Source organism: Aeromonas sp. 600282 (genome assembly GCF_049175755.1).
GTDB lineage: Bacteria > Pseudomonadota > Gammaproteobacteria > Enterobacterales > Aeromonadaceae > Aeromonas > Aeromonas veronii_A.
Map to the genome: position 1 here is coordinate 56,919 of NZ_JAAKVR010000020.1, position 18,025 is coordinate 74,943.

The following is an 18,025-nucleotide window of genomic DNA, read 5'->3' on the forward strand; positions in this document are numbered from 1 at the left end:
GTTCAGCCTGTCTCTTTTGGGCTATCTCCATCGTCCGAGGTCTCTATGTCACGTATTCTGCTGCTTGCCAATCTCAACTGTGATCATGTGCTCTCCCTCTCCGAACCGCTGGTGGCGGGGGCCCGGCTGCAATACGTGGATCAGGGACGCAGGCTGGGAGGTGGTGCCGCCAATACCGGCATCGGGCTGGTGTGGGCGGGTCACGAGGTGACCATTGCCTCACGCATCGGGCTGGACGAGACCGGCGACTGGCTGCTGGAGCAGGCGGCCGGTTACGGGCTGGATTGCAGCCATGTGGAGCGCTTTGGCGGCGAGACCGGCGAGTTGCTGATCCTGGTGGACTCCACCGGCGAGCGCACCATACTTCGCCGTCCCCGTCGTCCCGATCTGCCCGGTGATCTGCCACAGGAGGGGATCGACTGCCTCTACGTGAACTATCCCGGCACCGCCATCATCAGTTATATGCGCCAGATGCTCGGCAAGAGCTTTGTGTTGGCCCAGTATCCCAAGGGCGGCCAAGCGCGCCGTCCCTGCCATGTGCTGGTGGCCTCCCGCTCCGATCTCGGCGAGGTAAGTGACCCCTGGCAACATGCCCGCCAGTTGGCGGGTGAGCAGCTTGAATGGCTTGTGTTGACCGAAGGGAAGGCGGGGGCGGTGGCCATCCATGGCGACGAGCAGATTAGGGTCGCCGCGCGGCCAGTCTCGGTGGTCGATACCACGGGAGCAGGGGATGCTTTCGCTGGCGGATTGATCCATGGCCTGGCGCGCGGCATGGCGATCAAGGATGCGCTACAGTGCGCGGTGGACTGGGGGGCGTTTGCCGTCGCCTCCGAGAGCTCCATCCCATCGGTCGCGCTGAAAAACTGGCTGAAACAGCCGCACTGACGCCCCGTTTATTCACTGTTCGAAGGGAGATTTCCCCTCTTGTCTGTTGGGTGCGGCGGTGAGGAATTTCGGGAAATTTAGCCGCCAGAATGGAGGTAAACGCCGGGCTAACCCGGCAAGTTTGCGATCAATCAAAGAAAGTGTCGATTTATGTGCATCTTCATCGACACCCGGTTGTGCTGCTCTTAACCTTGTCACTCCGCAACTCAGATTAAGAGACAGGCCCCTCCTCTGGCGAACCAATGGCGAACAGAGGCAAACCGGTTGTCTCCTGCCTCTTAGCTCAATGTTGTCGTCCTGATTCCTGGCTTGTAGTAAGAGGCAAGTGCGACCATGCAACTGACACGATTTACCGACTACGCCCTGCGTACCCTGACCTTCCTGGCGGTGCAGCCGGGCGATCGCCTGTCGACCATTACCGAAGTGGCCGATACCTTCGGCATCTCTCGCAACCACGTGGTCAAGATAGTGCACCAGCTCGGCATCAAGGGGTACATCGAGACGGTACGTGGCAAGCATGGCGGTATCCGCCTCGGTCGCTCCGCGGTCTCCATCAACCTGCGCGATGTGGTGATGGATATGGAGCACGTGCTCTGTCCGGTCGACTGCAAGCGCGAGAACTGCCGTCTCTCCGGTGGCTGCCGCATTCAGGGCATTTTGCGCCGCGCCATGAACGCCTTCCTCGAAGTGCTGGGTGAGTACACCCTGGCCGATGCGGTGCGCGATCCGAACCGTCTCTGCCATCTGCTGGGCATCGAGCAGGAGTCAATTCTGGCGATGGCCTGATGGGCAGGAAGCAAGAACAGATATAGAAGGGGCCTGATGGCCCCTTTTGTTTGTCAGCGATTGCCCGGCTGGCGGATCAGGGTGATGGCGCCGTGCAGACAGGCGAGGCCGCAGGCGCCGCAGCCATTGCAGGCATCCATGTTGACGTTGATGCCATCGGCTGTGGCCTTGATTGCCTGCTGGGGACAGGCATCTTCACAGAGCAGGCAGTAGAAGCCCTGCCGTGCCTGACAGCTCTCTTCAATCTGCACCCGGGTCTGCACCTGACGACCCAGCTGCAGGTCGAGGGCGCCGGTGGGACAGGCTCTGGCGCAGCTGCCGCAGTAGCTGCACTGGCCACAGGCGAGATCGAGTACCGGCGTACCGGCGATGGGGCTCCCCTCGTACTCCTCCTGGGTGGCCGGTTTGAGCAGACCGCGCGGGCAGGCCTTGAAACACTCGCCACAGCGGCTGCAGAGGGAGAGGTACTGGGACTCCTCGATGGCCCATGGCGGGCGCGCTTCATGGCAAACCACTGCGGGCTTGCGGGAAGCTTGCCAACCTTGTGTCAGCCAACGGAGGAAATAGTGAGTCATGCTCGCCCCTGATACCTATTAGGGGTTAATTTTATCGAAGTTTCGGGAAGCAGGCCAGAGAATAGCGGCCGTCAGGATCGCAAGCGCAGTTGCCCTTGTGTAAGCTAGGCGGGTCTTTTTACGTGGTTGAATGAAAACATATGTGGCTATTTCTCTGGCGTTCGTCCCTGCTCTATATCTTTCCCCTGCTGATGTGGGGCTACTGCCGCATCAAGGGCATCGAGTTCGTCGAGCTCGATACCGGGGTTAACAGCCACAAGTGGGTGGTGCTCGCCGCCTACCTCATCTACGTGCTGCTCTGGCTGCTGGCCAACCGCTATCTCGAACTCTTCCTGCGCCAGCGGAGCCGTAAATGATCGAGCCCGGGCTCTGGGTCATCCTGCTGCCAGCCGCCGTGCTGGCCCTCGGGCTTGGCTGGCTGATCGGGCGACGGGCCGCCACGGCACAGGCTCAGGAGCTGATGCTGGCGCAGGAGCGGCATCAAGCGTTGCAGGATCGCTTCGACGAGTTGCAGGATGAGCGCATGCAGGGCCAGCAGAAGCTGGATCAGCAGCAGACCCTGCTCATCAAACTCACCGCCCGACTCAAGGATGCGGAAGCGACCCTGCGCAGCGAGCGGCTGGCTGCCGCCGAGAAGCTGCAACTGCAACAGGAGGCGGAGCAGCGCCTCAGCCAGCAGTTCGAGAACCTTGCCAACCGGATCTTCGAGCAAAACTCCGGCAACTTCCGTGAACTCAACCAGAGCAGCCTCGATCTGCTGCTCACGCCACTCAAGGAGCAGCTCGAGGGCTTTCGTCGTCAGGTGGGGGAGACCCACGCCCAGGAGACGGCCCAGCGCCACAGCCTCAAGTTCGAGCTGGAGCGCCTCGCCGAGCTCAATGCTCGTATGACCGAAGAGGCTGCGGCCCTGACCCGCGCCCTCAAGGGCGACAGCAAGCAACAGGGCAATTGGGGGGAAGTGGTGTTGGCGCGGATCCTCAGCGAATGCGGCCTGCGCGAGGGCCACGAGTACCACACCCAGGTCAATATCGAGGTGGAGAAGGGCAAGCGCTACCAGCCCGATGTGATTGTCCACCTGCCGCAGGAAAAAGACATCATCATCGACGCCAAGGTGTCGCTGACCGCCTACGAGCGCTGGTATAACGCCGGGGACGAGCTGGAGAAGGCTGTGGCGCTCAAGGAGCACGTCGCCTCGGTGCGCAACCACATCCGCGAGCTGGGCCGCAAGGATTATCAGCAGTTGCCCGGGGTGCGCACCCTCGACTATGTGCTGATGTTCGTGGCGGTGGAGCCCGCCTTCCTCACCGCGATGGAGGCCGATCCCTCGCTGGTGCGTTACGGTCTCGACAACAATATCCTGCTGGTGAGCCCCACCAATCTCATGGTGGCTCTGCGCACCATCGAAAACCTGTGGCGCTACGAGCGGCAGAACCAGAATGCCCGCCAGATTGCCGAACGGGCCGGTCGCCTCTACGAGAAGCTGCGGCTGTTTGTCGAGGAGATGCAGCAGATGGGCGGCAGCCTGCACAAGGCGCAGGAGAGCTACGACAAGGCGATGGGACGGCTGGTCAACGGCCGTGGCAACCTGATTGCGCAGGTCGAGCGTTTCCGCGAGCTGGGGGTGGAGGTAACAAAGAGCCTACCCGAGCCGCTAGTTGAGCGCGCGCTGGAACGCGACAAGGAGCGGGAGTAGTTTTTCCCTGCATCGCCATCCGCAAAAGGTCCAACCCCGGTTTGGGCCTTTTGCCATTTAACTTTGTTAACAGGCGATGGCTCCCATTCCCACTCGTCTTCTGAGTTTTTGGTATTGCTGGCCAAAGCTGGTTGTTTTTAGAACTGCACTGGTTGGTTGAGTCAATATATGAGCTGCGAGATAAAACATCCCTCGTTGTTTTAATGTCTGCGATCCATATTCCCCCCAACGGCTACCCCCTGTCTCATAGCTCGCTTCTTGCAAGGCGAAGATAACTTTCTCGGTAGGGTATGTATCTTCCTTACCGAATTGACCGAAAAACGAAGCGCGGAAGTGCCCAACAATATCTGGTGTAATATCCATCAAAAACCCTCTTTGTAAGAAGTAACCTCACGGTTACGCAATTAGAATGAGGGAGTTTGGAGTATTGCTCAACTCATTGTTTATAATGGTTTTTCATTGGCGAATTCGTCATGTGAGGCTTTTGGTTTTATGTCTGACCATGTAACAGGCAAATAGAAACGGCCCACCGAAGTGGGCCGTTTCTATTTGCAGTGCCGGTGTGGATCAGCGGCTGGCGGCGCGGGCGCTCAGCTCGGCTTTCTCGCTATCGCTCAGGAAGGCCAGGGTCAGGCCGTTCTGCTGGGCGGTGCGGATTTCGCTCGCGGTCATGCCGGCGGCCGGAGCGGCCACTTCATATTCGTGGGGCAGGTCGATCCCTTCCACCGCCGGATCGTCGGTGTTGAGGCAAGCCAGCACGCCAGCGGCCAGGAACTGGCGGATCGGGTGTTCGGTCAGGCTCGCCACTGTGGTGGTCTGGACGTTGGAGGTGAGGCAGGATTCGATGCCGATGCGGTGCTCGGCCAGATAGGCCATCAGGGCCGGATCCTGAATCGCTTTGACGCCGTGGCCGATACGCTCGGCGCCCAGCTCGCGAATGGCTTGCCACATGCTCTCGGGGCCAGCGGCTTCACCTGCGTGTACGGTGACGCGCATGCCTGCATCGCGCACCTGACGGAAGTGATCGACAAAGAGTTCCCCCGGGAAACCCAGCTCGTCACCGGCCAGATCGATGGCGACCAGCTTGTCGCGGTGGGCCAGACAGGCGGCCAGCTCCCGATTGCACTGCTCGGTGCCGAAGGTGCGGCTCATGATGCCGATCAGGTTGGTCTTGATACCGAAATCGCGGCTGCCCGCGGCCACGCCGTCGATGATGGCTTCTACCACGCCCTGCGGGTGCAGCTTGTGGGCCATCGCCATATAGGCCGGACTGAAACGCAGTTCGGCATAGTCGATACCGGCGCGCAGCAGATCTTCCACGTTCTCGTAGGCGACCCGGCGGCAGGCATCATAGTCGGCCAGCACGGCAACACCCCAGTCCAGCTTCTTCAGGAAGGCGACCAGGCTCGGCTCGTTCTCGACAATCTGTACGTGGGGGCGCAGCGCCTCCAGCTCGAAGGCGGGCAACTGAATGTTGTGTTGGCGACCCAGCTCGAGGATGGTTTGCGGGCGGATGTTGCCGTCCAGATGGCGGTGCAGGTCGGTCAGGGGGAGAGATCTGTCAATCATGGGGGCGCCCTCGTCGAGTCAGGTTTGAAAGCCTGCCATTCTAGGCGGGGCTTTCAAAAAAGATACCCCGTTTATCGTTAAACGGGGTTCTGGCGGGCGGTGATTTGTCAGGGCGTGATGGGAATCGTTTTTCCCCGGGACTCAGGAGAGATCGAGTTCCTTCAGCTTGCGGGTCAGGGTGTTGCGACCCCAACCGAGCAGGCGCGCCGCCTCCTGCTTGTGGCCGTGGGTGTGTTCCAGCGCCGTTTCCAGCATGATCCGTTCGAACTGAGGCATGGCATCTGCCAGGATGTCTGTCTCTCCCAGCGCCAGCTTGCTGGCCACCCACTCTTGCAACTGTTGCTGCCAGCAACCGGGCAACGCCGGTTGGCCCGGTTCGGCGTTGTGGGTGATGGGAGTGAGCAGCTCGGCAGGCAGGTCGCCGACCAGCACTTCTTGCCCCGAGGCCATCACGGTAAGCCAGCGGCAGACGTTCTCCAGCTGGCGCACGTTGCCCGGCCAGGGCAGGCGGCTGATATAGGCCTGGGTATCCGGGTGCAGGCTCTTGGCCTCGACGTTCAGCTCTTTGGCGGCGCGCAGCAGGAAGTGACGTGCCAGCTGGGGGATGTCCTCACGGCGCTCCTTGAGGGCGGGGATGTGGATGCGGATGACGTTGAGACGGTGGAACAGATCCTCGCGAAACTCGCCATCGGCGACCCGTTTCTCCAGATTCTGGTGGGTGGCGGCGATGATCCGTACATCCACCTGCACCGGCTGGTGGCCACCGACCCGGTAGAACTGGCCATCGGCCAAGACCCGCAGCAGCCGAGTCTGCACATCCAGCGGCATGTCACCGATCTCGTCGAGAAACAGGGTGCCACCGTCGGCCTGCTCGAAGCGGCCGTGGCGGATGTTGTTGGCGCCGGTGAAGGCCCCCTTCTCGTGACCGAACAGCTCGGATTCGATGAGATCTTTCGGGATAGCCGCCATGTTGAGGGCGATAAAGTTCTTGTGGGCGCGCGGGCTGTGCTTGTGCAGGGCGTGGGCGACCAGCTCCTTGCCGGTACCGCTCTGACCGTTGATCAGCACCGAGATGCTGGAGCGTGACAGGCGGCCTATGGCGCGGAACACCTCCTGCATCGCCGGTGCCTCACCGATGATTTCGGGAGTGGCGGTGGCTTCTTGCTGACGAGACTTGCGCTTGGTGCGCTGCTCCTTGAGATGATTCTCGGCGCGGCGCACCAGGGTCACGGCTTCGTCGATGTCGAACGGTTTGGGCAGGTACTCGAAGGCGCCGCGCTGGTAGGCGTTGACCGCGCTGTCGAGATCCGAGTGGGCGGTCATGATGATGATGGGCAGATCGGCCTGACGGCGGTGGATCTGCTCCAGCAGGCTCAAACCATCGATGCCGGGCATCCGGATATCGGAGAGGATGACATCGGGCGATCGCAGCTCAAGGGCGTGCAGCAGGGCTTCGCCATCGGCAAAGCTCTCGCAGTTGAAGCCTTCGCTGCCGAGAGTGCGCTCCAGCACCCAGCGGATAGAACTGTCGTCATCGACGATCCACACTTTGGCGGTCATGGGGTTCCCTTACTTGCGAAGCGGTAGAAAAATGGTGAATTCGGTGTGACCCGGCCAGCTGATGCAGTCAATCCGCCCCTTGTGCTGGTCGATCAGGTTCTGGGCGATGGAGAGGCCGAGCCCGGTTCCCCCCTCCTTGCCGGTGATCATGGGGTAGAACAGGGTGTCGCGAATGGCATCGGGAATGCCGGGGCCGTTGTCGATGATCTTGATCTCCGCCGCCAGCCGGTAGCGCTGGCCGTGGATGGTGATCTGGAACGCGGTGCGGGTCTTGATACGGATAAGCCCGGTCTGATCGCCCAGTGCTTCGGCGGCGTTGCGCACTATGTTGAGAAACGCCTGCTGCAGCTGATCCGGCTCCATCTCGAATTCGGGGATGCTGGGATCGTAATCCCGCTCGATGCGAACAGAGGGAGGGAGTTCGAGCTCCACCAGTCGGCGTACCTGTTCCAGTACCGAATGGACATTGTGCATCTGGTGACGGCCGGGGCGCTGGGGGCCGAGCAGGCGATCGACCAGTACCCGCAGCCGATCGGCCTGTTCGATGATGATGCCGGTATATTCGCGCAGCGCCGGGTCGGGCAGCTCTTTTTGCAGCAGCTGGGCCGCGCCACGCAGGCCGCCGAGGGGATTCTTGATTTCGTGTGCCAGGCCGCGCACCAGCTCCTTGGCCGCCAGCTGCTGGGCATGTTGCTGCTGCTCCTGACTGATCTTCTTCTGCTGGTCGATCTTGCGCAGCTCCACGACCAGCAGACGCTGTTCGTGGTCGGCCATGGGGGTAGCGCTCAGCTCCACCAGTCGCGGTTCTCCCTCTACCACCAGAGTCACTTCGCTATCGGTAAAGCCTTGCCCTGAAACGAGGCACTGCTTGAGCCGTTGCAAATCGAGGGAGATATGTTCCAGCAGATGAGGCAGTTCGATGCCGATCAGCCGGCGTTCACTGAGGGAGAGCAGCTGTTCAGCCGCCGGGTTGACGAATTGGATGCAGAGCCGTTCATCCATCAGGATCACGGCGGTCAGCAAATTATCCAAGAGTGTTTTGGCGTTGTCCGAGCGGGTTGGCACAGGTTTCTCCCTAAAACGGTGCTACACACCTATTATGCACCGATATGGTGCATAGAGTTTACCCGCATCGGTGCGCTATATCACCCTTGGTTGGCTTTGGGGGTGGGTTTGGGAGCCGGAGTCACGGTCGCTCTATGCAGGTAAAAGGTGACTGGTGTAGATTTAGCAAGGATCGTACCGTCTTTGGCGAGCAGCTCGAGCTGAGCTTCGTGGGCACCGCGATCGACATTTTCGACCCGGATAGAGAGGCTGTTGCTGACGATGGGGGCTGCCTTGCCATCCAGAGTCAGGCGCACATCATACTGGGTTGGCGGTTTGGGGCTGATTTGACCCTGAAAGACGATATTGCCTGTGTTGTCGCGCAGGGTGCTGCCCTGTTCAGGGGAGAGCAGCTCGATCACCAGTTTGGCCGCCTCCTGCTCCTTCTTGACATCGGCGCCAGTCAGGCTGTTGAAGTTGTCTACCTGTACCGAGCTGGGGGCGCTACCCAGCAGGGGAGCAGCCCGCAGATCCACCTCCTTTACGTTTTTGCCGGGAGGAGGGGCATCCGTGTAGTGGGTAATGCCATTGCCATCGACCCAGGAGTAGACCTTGGCCGCATGAGTACTGAATGAGGTCAGTAACAGGAGGGTAATTGCTCCTATGCCATGTATCTTGTTCATCCATCTCTCCTTGACGGTATCTTGCTTAATCCTATCAGAGAAAAAACCCGCCATCTGGCGGGTTTTGTCACGATTCGGCAAGCTGCCCCAATCTAAATGGGCTGTCTGCTGCGACTTAGACGGAGTAGTACAGTTCGAACTCCAGCGGGTGCGGGGTCATGCGCACACGGTCAACATCCTGCTGTTTCAGTTCCAGATAGGAGTTGATGAAGTCATCGCTGAACACGCCGCCACGGGTCAGGAACTCGCGGTCAGCATCCAGAGCTGCCAGGGCTTCGTCCAGAGAGCCAGCAACGGTCGGCACTTCTGCAGCCTCTTCCGGCGGCAGGTCGTACAAGTTCTTGTCCATGGCATCGCCCGGATGGATCTTGTTGATGATACCGTCCAGACCGGCCATCAGCTGGGCTGCGAAGGCCAGGTACGGGTTGGCAGCCGGATCCGGGAAGCGCACTTCGATACGACGAGCTTTCGGGCTCGGTACCACCGGGATACGGATGGAGGCAGAACGGTTGCGGGCAGAGTAGGCCAGCATGACCGGTGCTTCATAACCCGGAACCAGACGCTTGTAGGAGTTGGTGGTCGGGTTGGCGAAGGCGTTGATGGCCTTGGCGTGCTTGATGATACCGCCAATGTAGTGCAGCGCCATCTCGGACAGACCGCCATACAGGTCCCCGGCGAACAGGTTGACGCCGTTCTTGGCCAGAGACTGGTGGCAGTGCATGCCGGAGCCGTTGTCACCGAACATGGGTTTCGGCATGAAGGTGACGGTCTTGTTGTAGGCGTGGGCCACGTTGTGGATCACGTACTTCAGTACCTGTACTTCATCTGCTTTCAGCGTAAGAGTGTTGAAGCGGGTAGCGATCTCGTTCTGACCGGCAGTGGCCACTTCGTGGTGGTGAGCTTCAACGACCTGGCCCATCTCTTCCAGCACCAGACACATGGCGGCACGGATATCCTGGGAGGAGTCGACCGGTGCAACCGGGAAGTAACCGCCTTTCACGAACGGACGGTGACCCTTGTTGCCATGCTCATAGGCAGTGCCGGAGTTCCATGCGGCTTCTTCAGATTCGATTTTCACGAAGCTGTGGCCCATGGTGTTGGAGAAGGTGATGTTGTCGAACATGAAGAATTCCGGCTCCGGCCCGAACAGCACGGTGTCAGCGATGCCGCTGGACTTCAGGAAATCTTCTGCACGCTTGGCGATGGAGCGCGGATCGCGGTCGTAGCCCTGCATGGTGGCAGGCTCCAGTACGTCACAAACGATGTTCAGGGTGGTCTCTTCGGTGAACGGGTCCAGCTTGGCGGAGGCTGCGTCCGGCATCAGTACCATGTCGGATTCGTTGATGCCCTTCCAGCCGCCGATGGAGGAACCATCGAACATCTTGCCGTCTTCGAAGAAATCTTCATCAACCTGATGAGCAGGGATGGATACATGCTGCTCTTTACCCTTGGTGTCGGTAAAGCGCAGATCAACAAACTTGACTTCGTGTTCCTGGATCAGGGCCAAAACGTTCTGGGCTGACATGCTAAGTAACCTCCGGTGTTAAAACTCTCTGGGTGAATGCGTCGTCGTATTCACATAAGCCAGTATCGTGCCAAGTTTGTGACAGCTTGATTTCAGGGCAATCTCGCTGAAGAGGCTCCCCAAAATCAGGCGATCTCGACTCGCGTTGCATCAATTTAGTGCGATGGTGGATCGTTTTGGTGCACTGTAATGGTGCGCGAAATACGGTCACCGCCCATCTAAGCAGGGTTTGTCAGAGAGGTCTATGATCCAGATCTGTTGTTATGCGCGAATGTACTGCAATTCTGCTAGGCAGATCACAAAGGCAAGAGTACAATTAGCGCCCAATTTTACCCGGTGATTGAGGCGAGAATGTTAGAGAATTTACGCAATATTGCGATTATTGCGCACGTTGACCACGGCAAAACGACTCTGGTTGATAAGCTGCTGCAGCAGTCCGGCACCCTGGACCGCTCCACGGAAGGCCAGGAACGGATCATGGACTCCAATGATCTGGAACGGGAACGTGGCATCACCATTCTCGCCAAGAACACTGCGATCCGCTGGAATGACTACCGCATCAACATCGTTGATACCCCGGGTCACGCCGACTTCGGTGGTGAAGTAGAGCGCGTACTGTCCATGGTTGACTCCGTGCTGCTGCTGGTTGACGCCGTAGACGGCCCGATGCCGCAAACCCGTTTCGTGACCCAGAAAGCGTTCGCTCAGGGTCTGAAGCCGATCGTGGTCATCAACAAGGTTGACCGTCCGGGTGCTCGTCCTGACTGGGTAATGGATCAGGTATTCGACCTGTTCGACAACCTGGGCGCGACTGACGAACAGCTGGATTTCAAAGTTGTTTACGCCTCTGCACTGAACGGTTGGGCCACCATGGATCAGGACGTCGAGTCCGAGAACATGGAGCCGCTGTTCCAGGCCATCGTTGACAACGTTGAAGCGCCGAAGGCTGATGCCGAAGGTGGTTTCCAGATGCAGATCTCCCAGCTGGACTACAACTCCTACGTGGGCGTTATCGGTATCGGCCGCATCACTCGTGGTCGCGTCAAGACCAACCAGCAAGTCACCATCGTTGGTGCTGACGGCAAGACCCGTAACGGTAAAGTCGGTCAGGTGCTGGGTTACCTGGGTCTGTCCCGTACTGAAGTTGCCGACGCGCAAGCGGGTGACATCATCGCTATCACCGGTCTGGGCGAGCTGAAAATCTCCGACACCATCTGTGACAACGGTGCCGTTGAAGCCCTGCCGCCGCTCTCCGTTGACGAGCCGACCGTGAACATGACCTTCCAGGTCAACACTTCACCGTTCGCCGGTAAAGAGGGCAAGTTCGTGACCTCCCGCAACATTCTGGAGCGTCTGAACCAGGAGCTGGTCCACAACGTGGCCCTGCGCGTGGAAGAGACTGATGATCCGGACAAGTTCCGTGTATCCGGTCGTGGTGAACTGCACCTCTCCATCCTGATCGAAAACATGCGTCGCGAAGGTTACGAGCTGGCGGTATCCCGTCCGGAAGTAATCCTGCGTACCGTTGACGGCGAACTGCAAGAACCGTTCGAAACTGTAACTGTGGACGTTGAAGAAGCGCACCAAGGTTCCGTGATGGAGCAGCTGGGTCTGCGTAAAGGCGAAATGACCAACATGACCCCGGATGGCAAGGGTCGTGTCCGCCTGGACTTCATGATCCCGAGCCGTGGCCTGATCGGCTTCCAGACCGAGTTCATGACCATGACCTCAGGTACCGGTCTGCTGTACCACACCTTCGACCACTATGGTCCGCACAAGGGTGGCAGCATTGGTGAGCGTCAGAACGGCGTGCTGATCTCCAACGCTACCGGTAAGGCACTGACTTACGCCCTGTTCGGTCTGCAAGACCGCGGTCGTCTGTTCATCGGTCACGCGACCGAAGTGTACGAAGGTCAGGTGATCGGTATTCACTCCCGTTCCAACGACCTGACTGTTAACTGCCTGAAAGGCAAACAGCTGACCAACATGCGTGCCTCCGGTACCGACGAAGCTCAGGTTCTGACTCCGCCGATCCGCATGACTCTGGAACAGGCTCTCGAGTTCATCGATAACGATGAACTGGTAGAAGTGACTCCGAAGAACATCCGTATCCGCAAGAAATTGCTGACCGAGCTGGATCGTAAGCGCTCTGGCCGTGGTTAATGCCATGTGTTGAGTCTCGGCAGCCCTCGCGGCCGCTGACGGTTCACTGATAAACGGACCCAAACCTCTGGTTTGGGTCCGTTTTTTTATGCTTGTGATCCGCTCTGGCCATGCCGATGAGGTCGTTCAGGCCACCGGTAATGGGGCTGATGAGCGTTGAGGGAAAGTCGTGGGGATGGACGAGATAAAAAAGCCGCAGCGGGTGAACGCTGCGGCTTTTTGCTTGCTTACGGTGAGCGTTACTGGCGCCAGAAGGAGGGGAAGAAGAGCACGGCGACCGTCAGGATCTCCAGTCGTCCCAGCAGCATGCCGAATGACAGCAGCCATTTGGCCGATTCCGGCAGGCTGGCAAAGTTGGTGCTGGGGCCGACCACCGGGCCCATGCCCGGGCCGACGTTGGCAACGGCGGTGATGGAGCTGGATATGGCTGTCAGGGGGTCAAGCCCGATGGCGCCCAGCAGTGCGGCTATCATCAGAATGATGGCGAAGTAGGCCAGCACGAAGGAGATCATTGAGCGGATGATGGCGTCATTGACTGTCCGGCCGTTGTACTTCTGGGGAAATACGCCGGAAGGGTGCATCAGTTGGCGCATCTGCTTCTTGAACAGGGCAAAGGCCACTTGTACCCGGAAGATCTTGAGGCCGCCCGCAGTGGAGCCAGAGCAGGCCCCAAGAGCCAGCAGCACGATGAAGACGATGCTGGCGAGCGGCCCCCAGGTGCCGAAGTCACCAAGACCATAGCCGGTGGTGGTGAGTACCGAGACGATGTTGAAGCAGCTGATGCGCAGGGCATCCCAGAAGCCGAACAGATCTCTCTCCCACAGATAGAAGGTCATGATGACTGTGACCCACACCACCAGCCAGAAGAAGCCGCGCACCTGGGCATCCTTGAGCAGGCTGTAGTCCCTGTGGTTGAGGCTCTGCACATAGAGTAGAAAGGGCAGGCCGCCGAGGAACATGAACAGGGTGCCAATCCAGTGTGCCGAGTTGGAGAAGTGGGACATGGATTGATCGGAGGTGGAGTAGCCGCCGGTACTGAGGGTGGTCATGGCGTGGTTGATCGCCTCGAACATATTCATGCCGCTGGCCCAGTAGGCCATGAAGCAGAGCATGGAGAGCACCAGATAGACCACAACGATGTTGTTGGCGACCGTCTTGGCACGCGGGGCGCTTTTGTCTGACCAGTCCGAGCTCTCGGTCTGGAACAGCTTCATGCCGCCGACGTTGAGATAGGGCAGTACGGCAACCGCCATCACGATAAAGCCGACCCCCCCCAGCCACTGTAGGATGGATCGCCACAACAGGATGCTGTGGGCCATGTTGTCGAGGCCGGAGAGCACGGTAGAGCCCGTGGTGGTCACCCCCGACATGGTCTCGAAGTAGGCGTCGGTAAAGTTGATGTGGGTGATGAAGACAAAGGGCAGCGCCCCGAAGATACAGGCAACCACCCAAACCGAGGTGGTGAGCAGGAACATCTCCCGCACCCCCAGATGAAACTCCGCCTTGCGGCCGTAATGGAGGCAGAGCAGGGCGGCGCCGTGGGTGATCAGCACGGACTTGAGAAACTCGACAAATCCCTCTGACCCGGTGAGCAGTGCCAGCAAGGTGGGCAGCCACATGAAGAGCGCCAGCTTGGAGAGCACCAGCCCGAGGGTGAAGATAATGGGACGCAGTTTGATCATGTTCGATAACCTGGTCGTTGATTAACAAAAGACCCGGACCATCCCCTTGGAGGAGCTGAGCCGGGTCTGGTTTGACAGCCTGTGCGCATGAAGACGTTACAGGAAGAAGGGGCTTGGCTGGAACAGCCGCTCCACTTCCGGGATGTACTTCTTGTCCACCAGGAACATGACCACGTGGTCATCCTGCTGGATCTTGGTACGATCGTGGGCGATCAGCACCTCATCCCCGCGCACTACGGCACCGATAGTGGTACCCGGCGGCAGCTTGAGCTCGCCCACCGTCTTGCCGACCACCTTGGAGGTGTTCTCGTCACCGTGGGCAATCGCTTCGATCGCCTCGGCAGCGCCGCGGCGCAGGCTGTAGACGTTGGCGATATCGGCCCGGCGCACATGGGTCAGCAGGGCCGAGATGGTGGCCTGTTGGGGCGAGATGGCGATATCGATGGAGCCACCCTGCACCAGATCGACGTAGGCGCCGCGCTGGATCAGCACCATGGTCTTCTTGGCGCCCATCTTCTTGGCGAGCAGCGCCGACATGATGTTGGCCTCATCCTCGTTAGTCACGGCGATGAAGACGTCAATTTGATCGATATGCTCCTCGGCCAGCAGCTCCTGATCCGCCGCATCGCCGCAGAAGACGATGGTGTTCTCCAGCAGTTCGGAGAGCTGCTCCGCCCGCTTCTGGTTGCGCTCGATAAGCTTGACGCTGTAGCGCTTCTCCAGCTGACGGGCGAGGCCGGCGCCGATGTTGCCACCACCGACGATCATGATGCGGCGGTAGGGGCTCTCGAGGCGCTGCAGCTCAGACATCACGGCACGGATATGGCCCGCGGCGGCGACGAAGAAGACCTCGTCATCCGCTTCGATGATGGTGGTGCCTTGCGGACGGATCGGGCGGCCCTGACGGAAGATGGCCGCTACCCGGGTCTCGATGTTGGGCATGTGCTCGCGCAGGGTGGAGAGGGCGTTACCTACCAGCGGGCCGCCGTAGTAGGCCTTGACCGCCACGAGACCGACGCGGCCACCAGCGAAATCAACCACTTGCAGGGCACCCGGATACTCGATCAGGCGACGAACATAGTCGGTCACCAGCTGCTCCGGCGCGATCAGGTGATCCACCGGCACCGATTCCGGCAGGAACAGGCGATCCCGTTCGGTTAGATAGGCTGGTGAGCGGATCCGCGCCACCTTGTTCGGGGTGTTGAACAGGGAGTAGGCCACCTGACAGGCGATCATGTTGGTCTCGTCACTGTTGGTGACGGCGACCAGCATGTCGGCATCCTGAGCCCCCGCTTCGCGCAGCACCTTGGGGTGGGCGCCGTGCCCGTTGACTACCCGCAGGTCAAACTTGTCCTGCAGTTCGCGCAGGCGCTCGCTGTCGGTGTCGACGATGGTGATGTCGTTGTTCTCCCCGGCCAGGTTCTCGGCCAGGGTGCCGCCGACTTGGCCGGCTCCCAAAATGATGATTTTCATAGGGAACGTCTACTCACGTTGAGGCAGTAAAGGGGAGCGCCAGAACGGAGCTGGCGGCTCTCCCGAATGAGGTTTGTCATGCCCGGCTCAGAGCTTGACCAGTTTGGCGTAGTAGAAGCCATCCATCTCGGCTTCACCCGGCAGGAACTGGCGGCCCGGGCAGTCCGGGGTGTCATGTTCGTGCAGCGGTACCAATTTGGCATCTTTGGTCGCGGCAAGGAAGGCACGGATCTGTTCGCGGTTCTCTTCCGGCAGGACGGAGCAGGTAGCGTAGAGCAGGGTGCCACCGCTTTTCAGCTTGCCCCAGAGGGCATTGAGAATACGGCGCTGCAGCTCGGCCAGCTCGCGGATGTCCTGATCACGGCGCAACCACTTGATGTCGGGATGGCGACGGATGACGCCGGTGGCGGAGCAGGGGGCATCCAGCAGGATGCGGTCGAACTGACCCTCCGGCCACCACTGTTCCGGTGCCGCGGCATCGCCATGGATCACCTTGGCGGTGAGGCCGATGCGGTCCAGGTTCTCCTGCACTCGCTTGAGGCGGTTTTCGTCGGCATCGACGGCGACCACGCCAGCCAGCTTGGGCTGACGCTCCAGCAGGTGGGCAGTCTTGCCACCGGGTGCCGCGCAGGCATCCAGTACCCACTCACCCGGTTGTGGGTCGAGCAGTGCCGCGGCCTGTTGTGCGGCACCATCCTGTACCGAGCAGTCACCGACCTCGAAGCCGGGCAGCTTGGTCACATCGCAAGGTCGCTCCAGCAGGATGCAATCCTCGCTCTCTTCACCGGCCACGGCATTGATGCCGACTTCAGCCATGCGAGCCAGCATGGCATCGCGGCTCTGGCGCTGGCTGTTGTTGCGGATCCACATGGGAGGGCGTTGGTTGTTCGCCTCCATGATGAATTCCCACTCATCGTGATAGGCCTGACGCAGGCGCTTGGTGAGCCACTCCGGATGACCGAGGCGAATGCTGGGAACGCGGTCGATGCGCAGCAGAATGACTTCGGCGCTGCGCTGGAAGTTGCGCAGCACGCCGTTGATGAGGCCACGCAGTGAGGTGCCTTTGAGCAGTTTGACGGCGTTGACGGTCTCGGCCACCGCGGCGTGAGCCGGAATGCGGGTGTAGATGAGCTGATAGAGACCGACCAGGATGAGGTAGTGGAAAATGCGGCTCTTGTTCTTGAGCGGCTTGTCCATCATCTCGTTGACTGCCGCATCGAGGCGGGGCAGCCAGCGCAGGGTGCCGTAGCAGAGTTCTTGCAGGAGAGCACGATCGCGAGGCGCGACCTTCTCCTGGGCAGCAGGCAGAACAGCGGAGAGGGATTGACCCTGATCCAGCACCTGTTGAATAACGAGAGCGGCCTGTGCACGTGTTTTCATAGAGTTACCTTAGATGCGCAAGTCGGGGCCTGGGCCCCGCTTGTGTCAATTCAATCCAGTTCAATTCAATTGCGTGCCGGGTTCAAACCAGTCGCGGCGAGAGTTGAGCAGATCCGAAACGGACATCGCCTTCTTGCCGGGCGGTTGCAGGGTCAGCAGGCGCAGCACACCCTTGCCGGTGGCGATATCGATCCCCTGCTTGTCGGCCTTGAGCAGGGTACCGGCACTCTGGCCGTGTTCGTGCTCGATGACCTCGGCCTGCCACACCTTGATGGTCTGGCCGGCGACCTCGCACCAACTGATGGGCCAGGGATTGAAGGCGCGGATGCAGCGCTCGATGGCAACAGCCTCCATCGACCAGTCGATGCGGGCCTCTTCCTTGGAGAGCTTTTCGGCGTAGTTGGCCAGCGCATCATCTTGCGCCTCGGCAGCGGTTTCACCGGCAGCCATGGCATCGATGGTGTCGACCAGCGCCTGCGGACCCAGCTCTGCCAGCTTGTCATAGAGGCTGGCAGAGGTCTCGTCGGCGGCGATGGGGCAGCTTACCTTGCGGATCATGGCGCCGGTATCCAGCCCCACATCCATCTGCATGATGGTGACGCCGGTTTCGCTATCGCCCGCCCAGATTGAGCGCTGGATCGGTGCCGCGCCACGCCAGCGGGGCAGCAGGGAGCCATGCACATTGATGCAGCCCAGACGCGGGGTATCGAGTACCGCCTTGGGCAGGATCAGGCCATAGGCCACCACGACCATCAGGTCTGCGCCAAGGGCGGCCAGTTCGGCTTGCGCCTCTTCCTTGCGCAGGGTAGCGGGCTGGTAAACCGGCAGGTTGTGGGCCAGTGCCAGCTCTTTGACCGGGCTGGCGGTGAGCTTCTGGCCACGGCCGGCGGGCTTGTCGGGCTGGGTATAAACGGCAACGACCTCGTGGTCGGAAGACAACAACGCCGCCAGGTGACGGGCGGCGAAGTCGGGAGTACCGGCAAAAATCAGTTTCAGCTTATTCAATG

Annotated in this window: 16 protein-coding genes; 5 read left to right on the plus strand and 11 right to left on the minus strand. The window is 60.1% G+C overall.

Going from position 1 to position 18,025, the window contains the following annotated elements:
• The first annotated feature begins 45 nt into the window (after positions 1-45).
• Positions 46-885 carry a PfkB family carbohydrate kinase gene (locus tag G5137_RS17610; protein WP_216979891.1) on the plus strand — a complete coding sequence of 280 codons (840 nt, stop codon included), beginning with the start codon at positions 46-48 and terminating at the stop codon, positions 883-885.
• 333 nt (positions 886-1,218) lie between these two features.
• Complete coding sequence (locus G5137_RS17615) at positions 1,219-1,671, plus strand: Rrf2 family transcriptional regulator (RefSeq protein WP_033114760.1); 453 nt, start codon at positions 1,219-1,221, stop codon at positions 1,669-1,671.
• A gap of 53 nt (positions 1,672-1,724) precedes the next feature.
• On the opposite strand, the gene G5137_RS17620 is transcribed toward G5137_RS17615, so the two are convergent.
• The gene (locus tag G5137_RS17620; RefSeq protein WP_216952305.1) at positions 1,725-2,246 is read right to left on the minus strand and encodes a ferredoxin-type protein NapF; all 522 of its coding nucleotides are present in this window, start codon (positions 2,244-2,246) and stop codon (positions 1,725-1,727) included.
• A gap of 140 nt (positions 2,247-2,386) precedes the next feature.
• On the opposite strand from G5137_RS17620, the gene G5137_RS17625 reads away from it, so the two are divergent.
• A complete protein-coding gene (locus G5137_RS17625; RefSeq protein ID WP_033114762.1) occupies positions 2,387-2,602 on the plus strand; it encodes a hypothetical protein in 216 nt (71 codons plus the stop codon).
• Positions 2,599-3,939 carry a DNA recombination protein RmuC gene (gene rmuC, locus G5137_RS17630; protein ID WP_236095644.1) on the plus strand — a complete coding sequence of 447 codons (1,341 nt, stop codon included), beginning with the start codon at positions 2,599-2,601 and terminating at the stop codon, positions 3,937-3,939. The genes G5137_RS17625 and rmuC overlap by 4 nt, the downstream gene beginning before the upstream one ends.
• A gap of 66 nt (positions 3,940-4,005) precedes the next feature.
• On the opposite strand, the gene G5137_RS17635 is transcribed toward rmuC, so the two are convergent.
• From G5137_RS17635 to glnA, 6 genes are all read right to left on the minus strand, one after another.
• Entirely contained in the window at positions 4,006-4,302 is a 297-nt protein-coding gene (locus G5137_RS17635) for a hypothetical protein (protein ID WP_421206314.1), read from the minus strand.
• 204 nt (positions 4,303-4,506) lie between these two features.
• The gene (add, locus tag G5137_RS17640; RefSeq protein WP_236095642.1) at positions 4,507-5,508 is read right to left on the minus strand and encodes an adenosine deaminase; all 1,002 of its coding nucleotides are present in this window, start codon (positions 5,506-5,508) and stop codon (positions 4,507-4,509) included.
• A gap of 141 nt (positions 5,509-5,649) precedes the next feature.
• The gene (gene glnG / locus G5137_RS17645) at positions 5,650-7,068 is read right to left on the minus strand and encodes a nitrogen regulation protein NR(I) (RefSeq protein WP_005339666.1); all 1,419 of its coding nucleotides are present in this window, start codon (positions 7,066-7,068) and stop codon (positions 5,650-5,652) included.
• A gap of 9 nt (positions 7,069-7,077) precedes the next feature.
• Positions 7,078-8,133, minus strand: a complete 1,056-nt coding sequence (gene glnL / locus G5137_RS17650) for a nitrogen regulation protein NR(II) (RefSeq protein WP_005356202.1) — start codon at positions 8,131-8,133, stop codon at positions 7,078-7,080.
• A gap of 80 nt (positions 8,134-8,213) precedes the next feature.
• Positions 8,214-8,795: a DUF4124 domain-containing protein gene (locus G5137_RS17655; protein WP_421212419.1), complete on the minus strand. Its 582-nt coding sequence runs from the start codon at positions 8,793-8,795 to the stop codon at positions 8,214-8,216.
• 115 nt (positions 8,796-8,910) lie between these two features.
• Positions 8,911-10,320 carry a glutamate--ammonia ligase gene (gene glnA / locus G5137_RS17660; RefSeq protein WP_005339672.1) on the minus strand — a complete coding sequence of 470 codons (1,410 nt, stop codon included), beginning with the start codon at positions 10,318-10,320 and terminating at the stop codon, positions 8,911-8,913.
• Positions 10,321-10,671: 351 nt separating this feature from the next.
• Between glnA and typA the strand changes: the two genes are divergently transcribed.
• On the plus strand, positions 10,672-12,483 hold the full coding sequence (gene typA / locus G5137_RS17665; RefSeq protein ID WP_106844305.1) for a translational GTPase TypA: 1,812 nt from the start codon (positions 10,672-10,674) through the stop codon (positions 12,481-12,483).
• A gap of 239 nt (positions 12,484-12,722) precedes the next feature.
• Here the strand turns inward: typA and G5137_RS17670 are convergent, their stop codons facing one another.
• From G5137_RS17670 to fmt, 4 genes are all read right to left on the minus strand, one after another.
• Positions 12,723-14,165, minus strand: a complete 1,443-nt coding sequence (locus G5137_RS17670) for a TrkH family potassium uptake protein (RefSeq protein ID WP_216952300.1) — start codon at positions 14,163-14,165, stop codon at positions 12,723-12,725.
• A gap of 96 nt (positions 14,166-14,261) precedes the next feature.
• Positions 14,262-15,638: a Trk system potassium transporter TrkA gene (gene trkA, locus G5137_RS17675; protein WP_005339689.1), complete on the minus strand. Its 1,377-nt coding sequence runs from the start codon at positions 15,636-15,638 to the stop codon at positions 14,262-14,264.
• 87 nt (positions 15,639-15,725) lie between these two features.
• On the minus strand, positions 15,726-17,018 hold the full coding sequence (gene rsmB, locus G5137_RS17680) for a 16S rRNA (cytosine(967)-C(5))-methyltransferase RsmB (protein WP_421255736.1): 1,293 nt from the start codon (positions 17,016-17,018) through the stop codon (positions 15,726-15,728).
• Between the two features lie 60 nt (positions 17,019-17,078).
• Positions 17,079-18,023 (minus strand): methionyl-tRNA formyltransferase, encoded by a 945-nt coding sequence (fmt, locus tag G5137_RS17685; protein ID WP_421206319.1) that lies wholly within the window; start codon positions 18,021-18,023, stop codon positions 17,079-17,081.
• Positions 18,024-18,025: the final 2 nt, after the last annotated feature.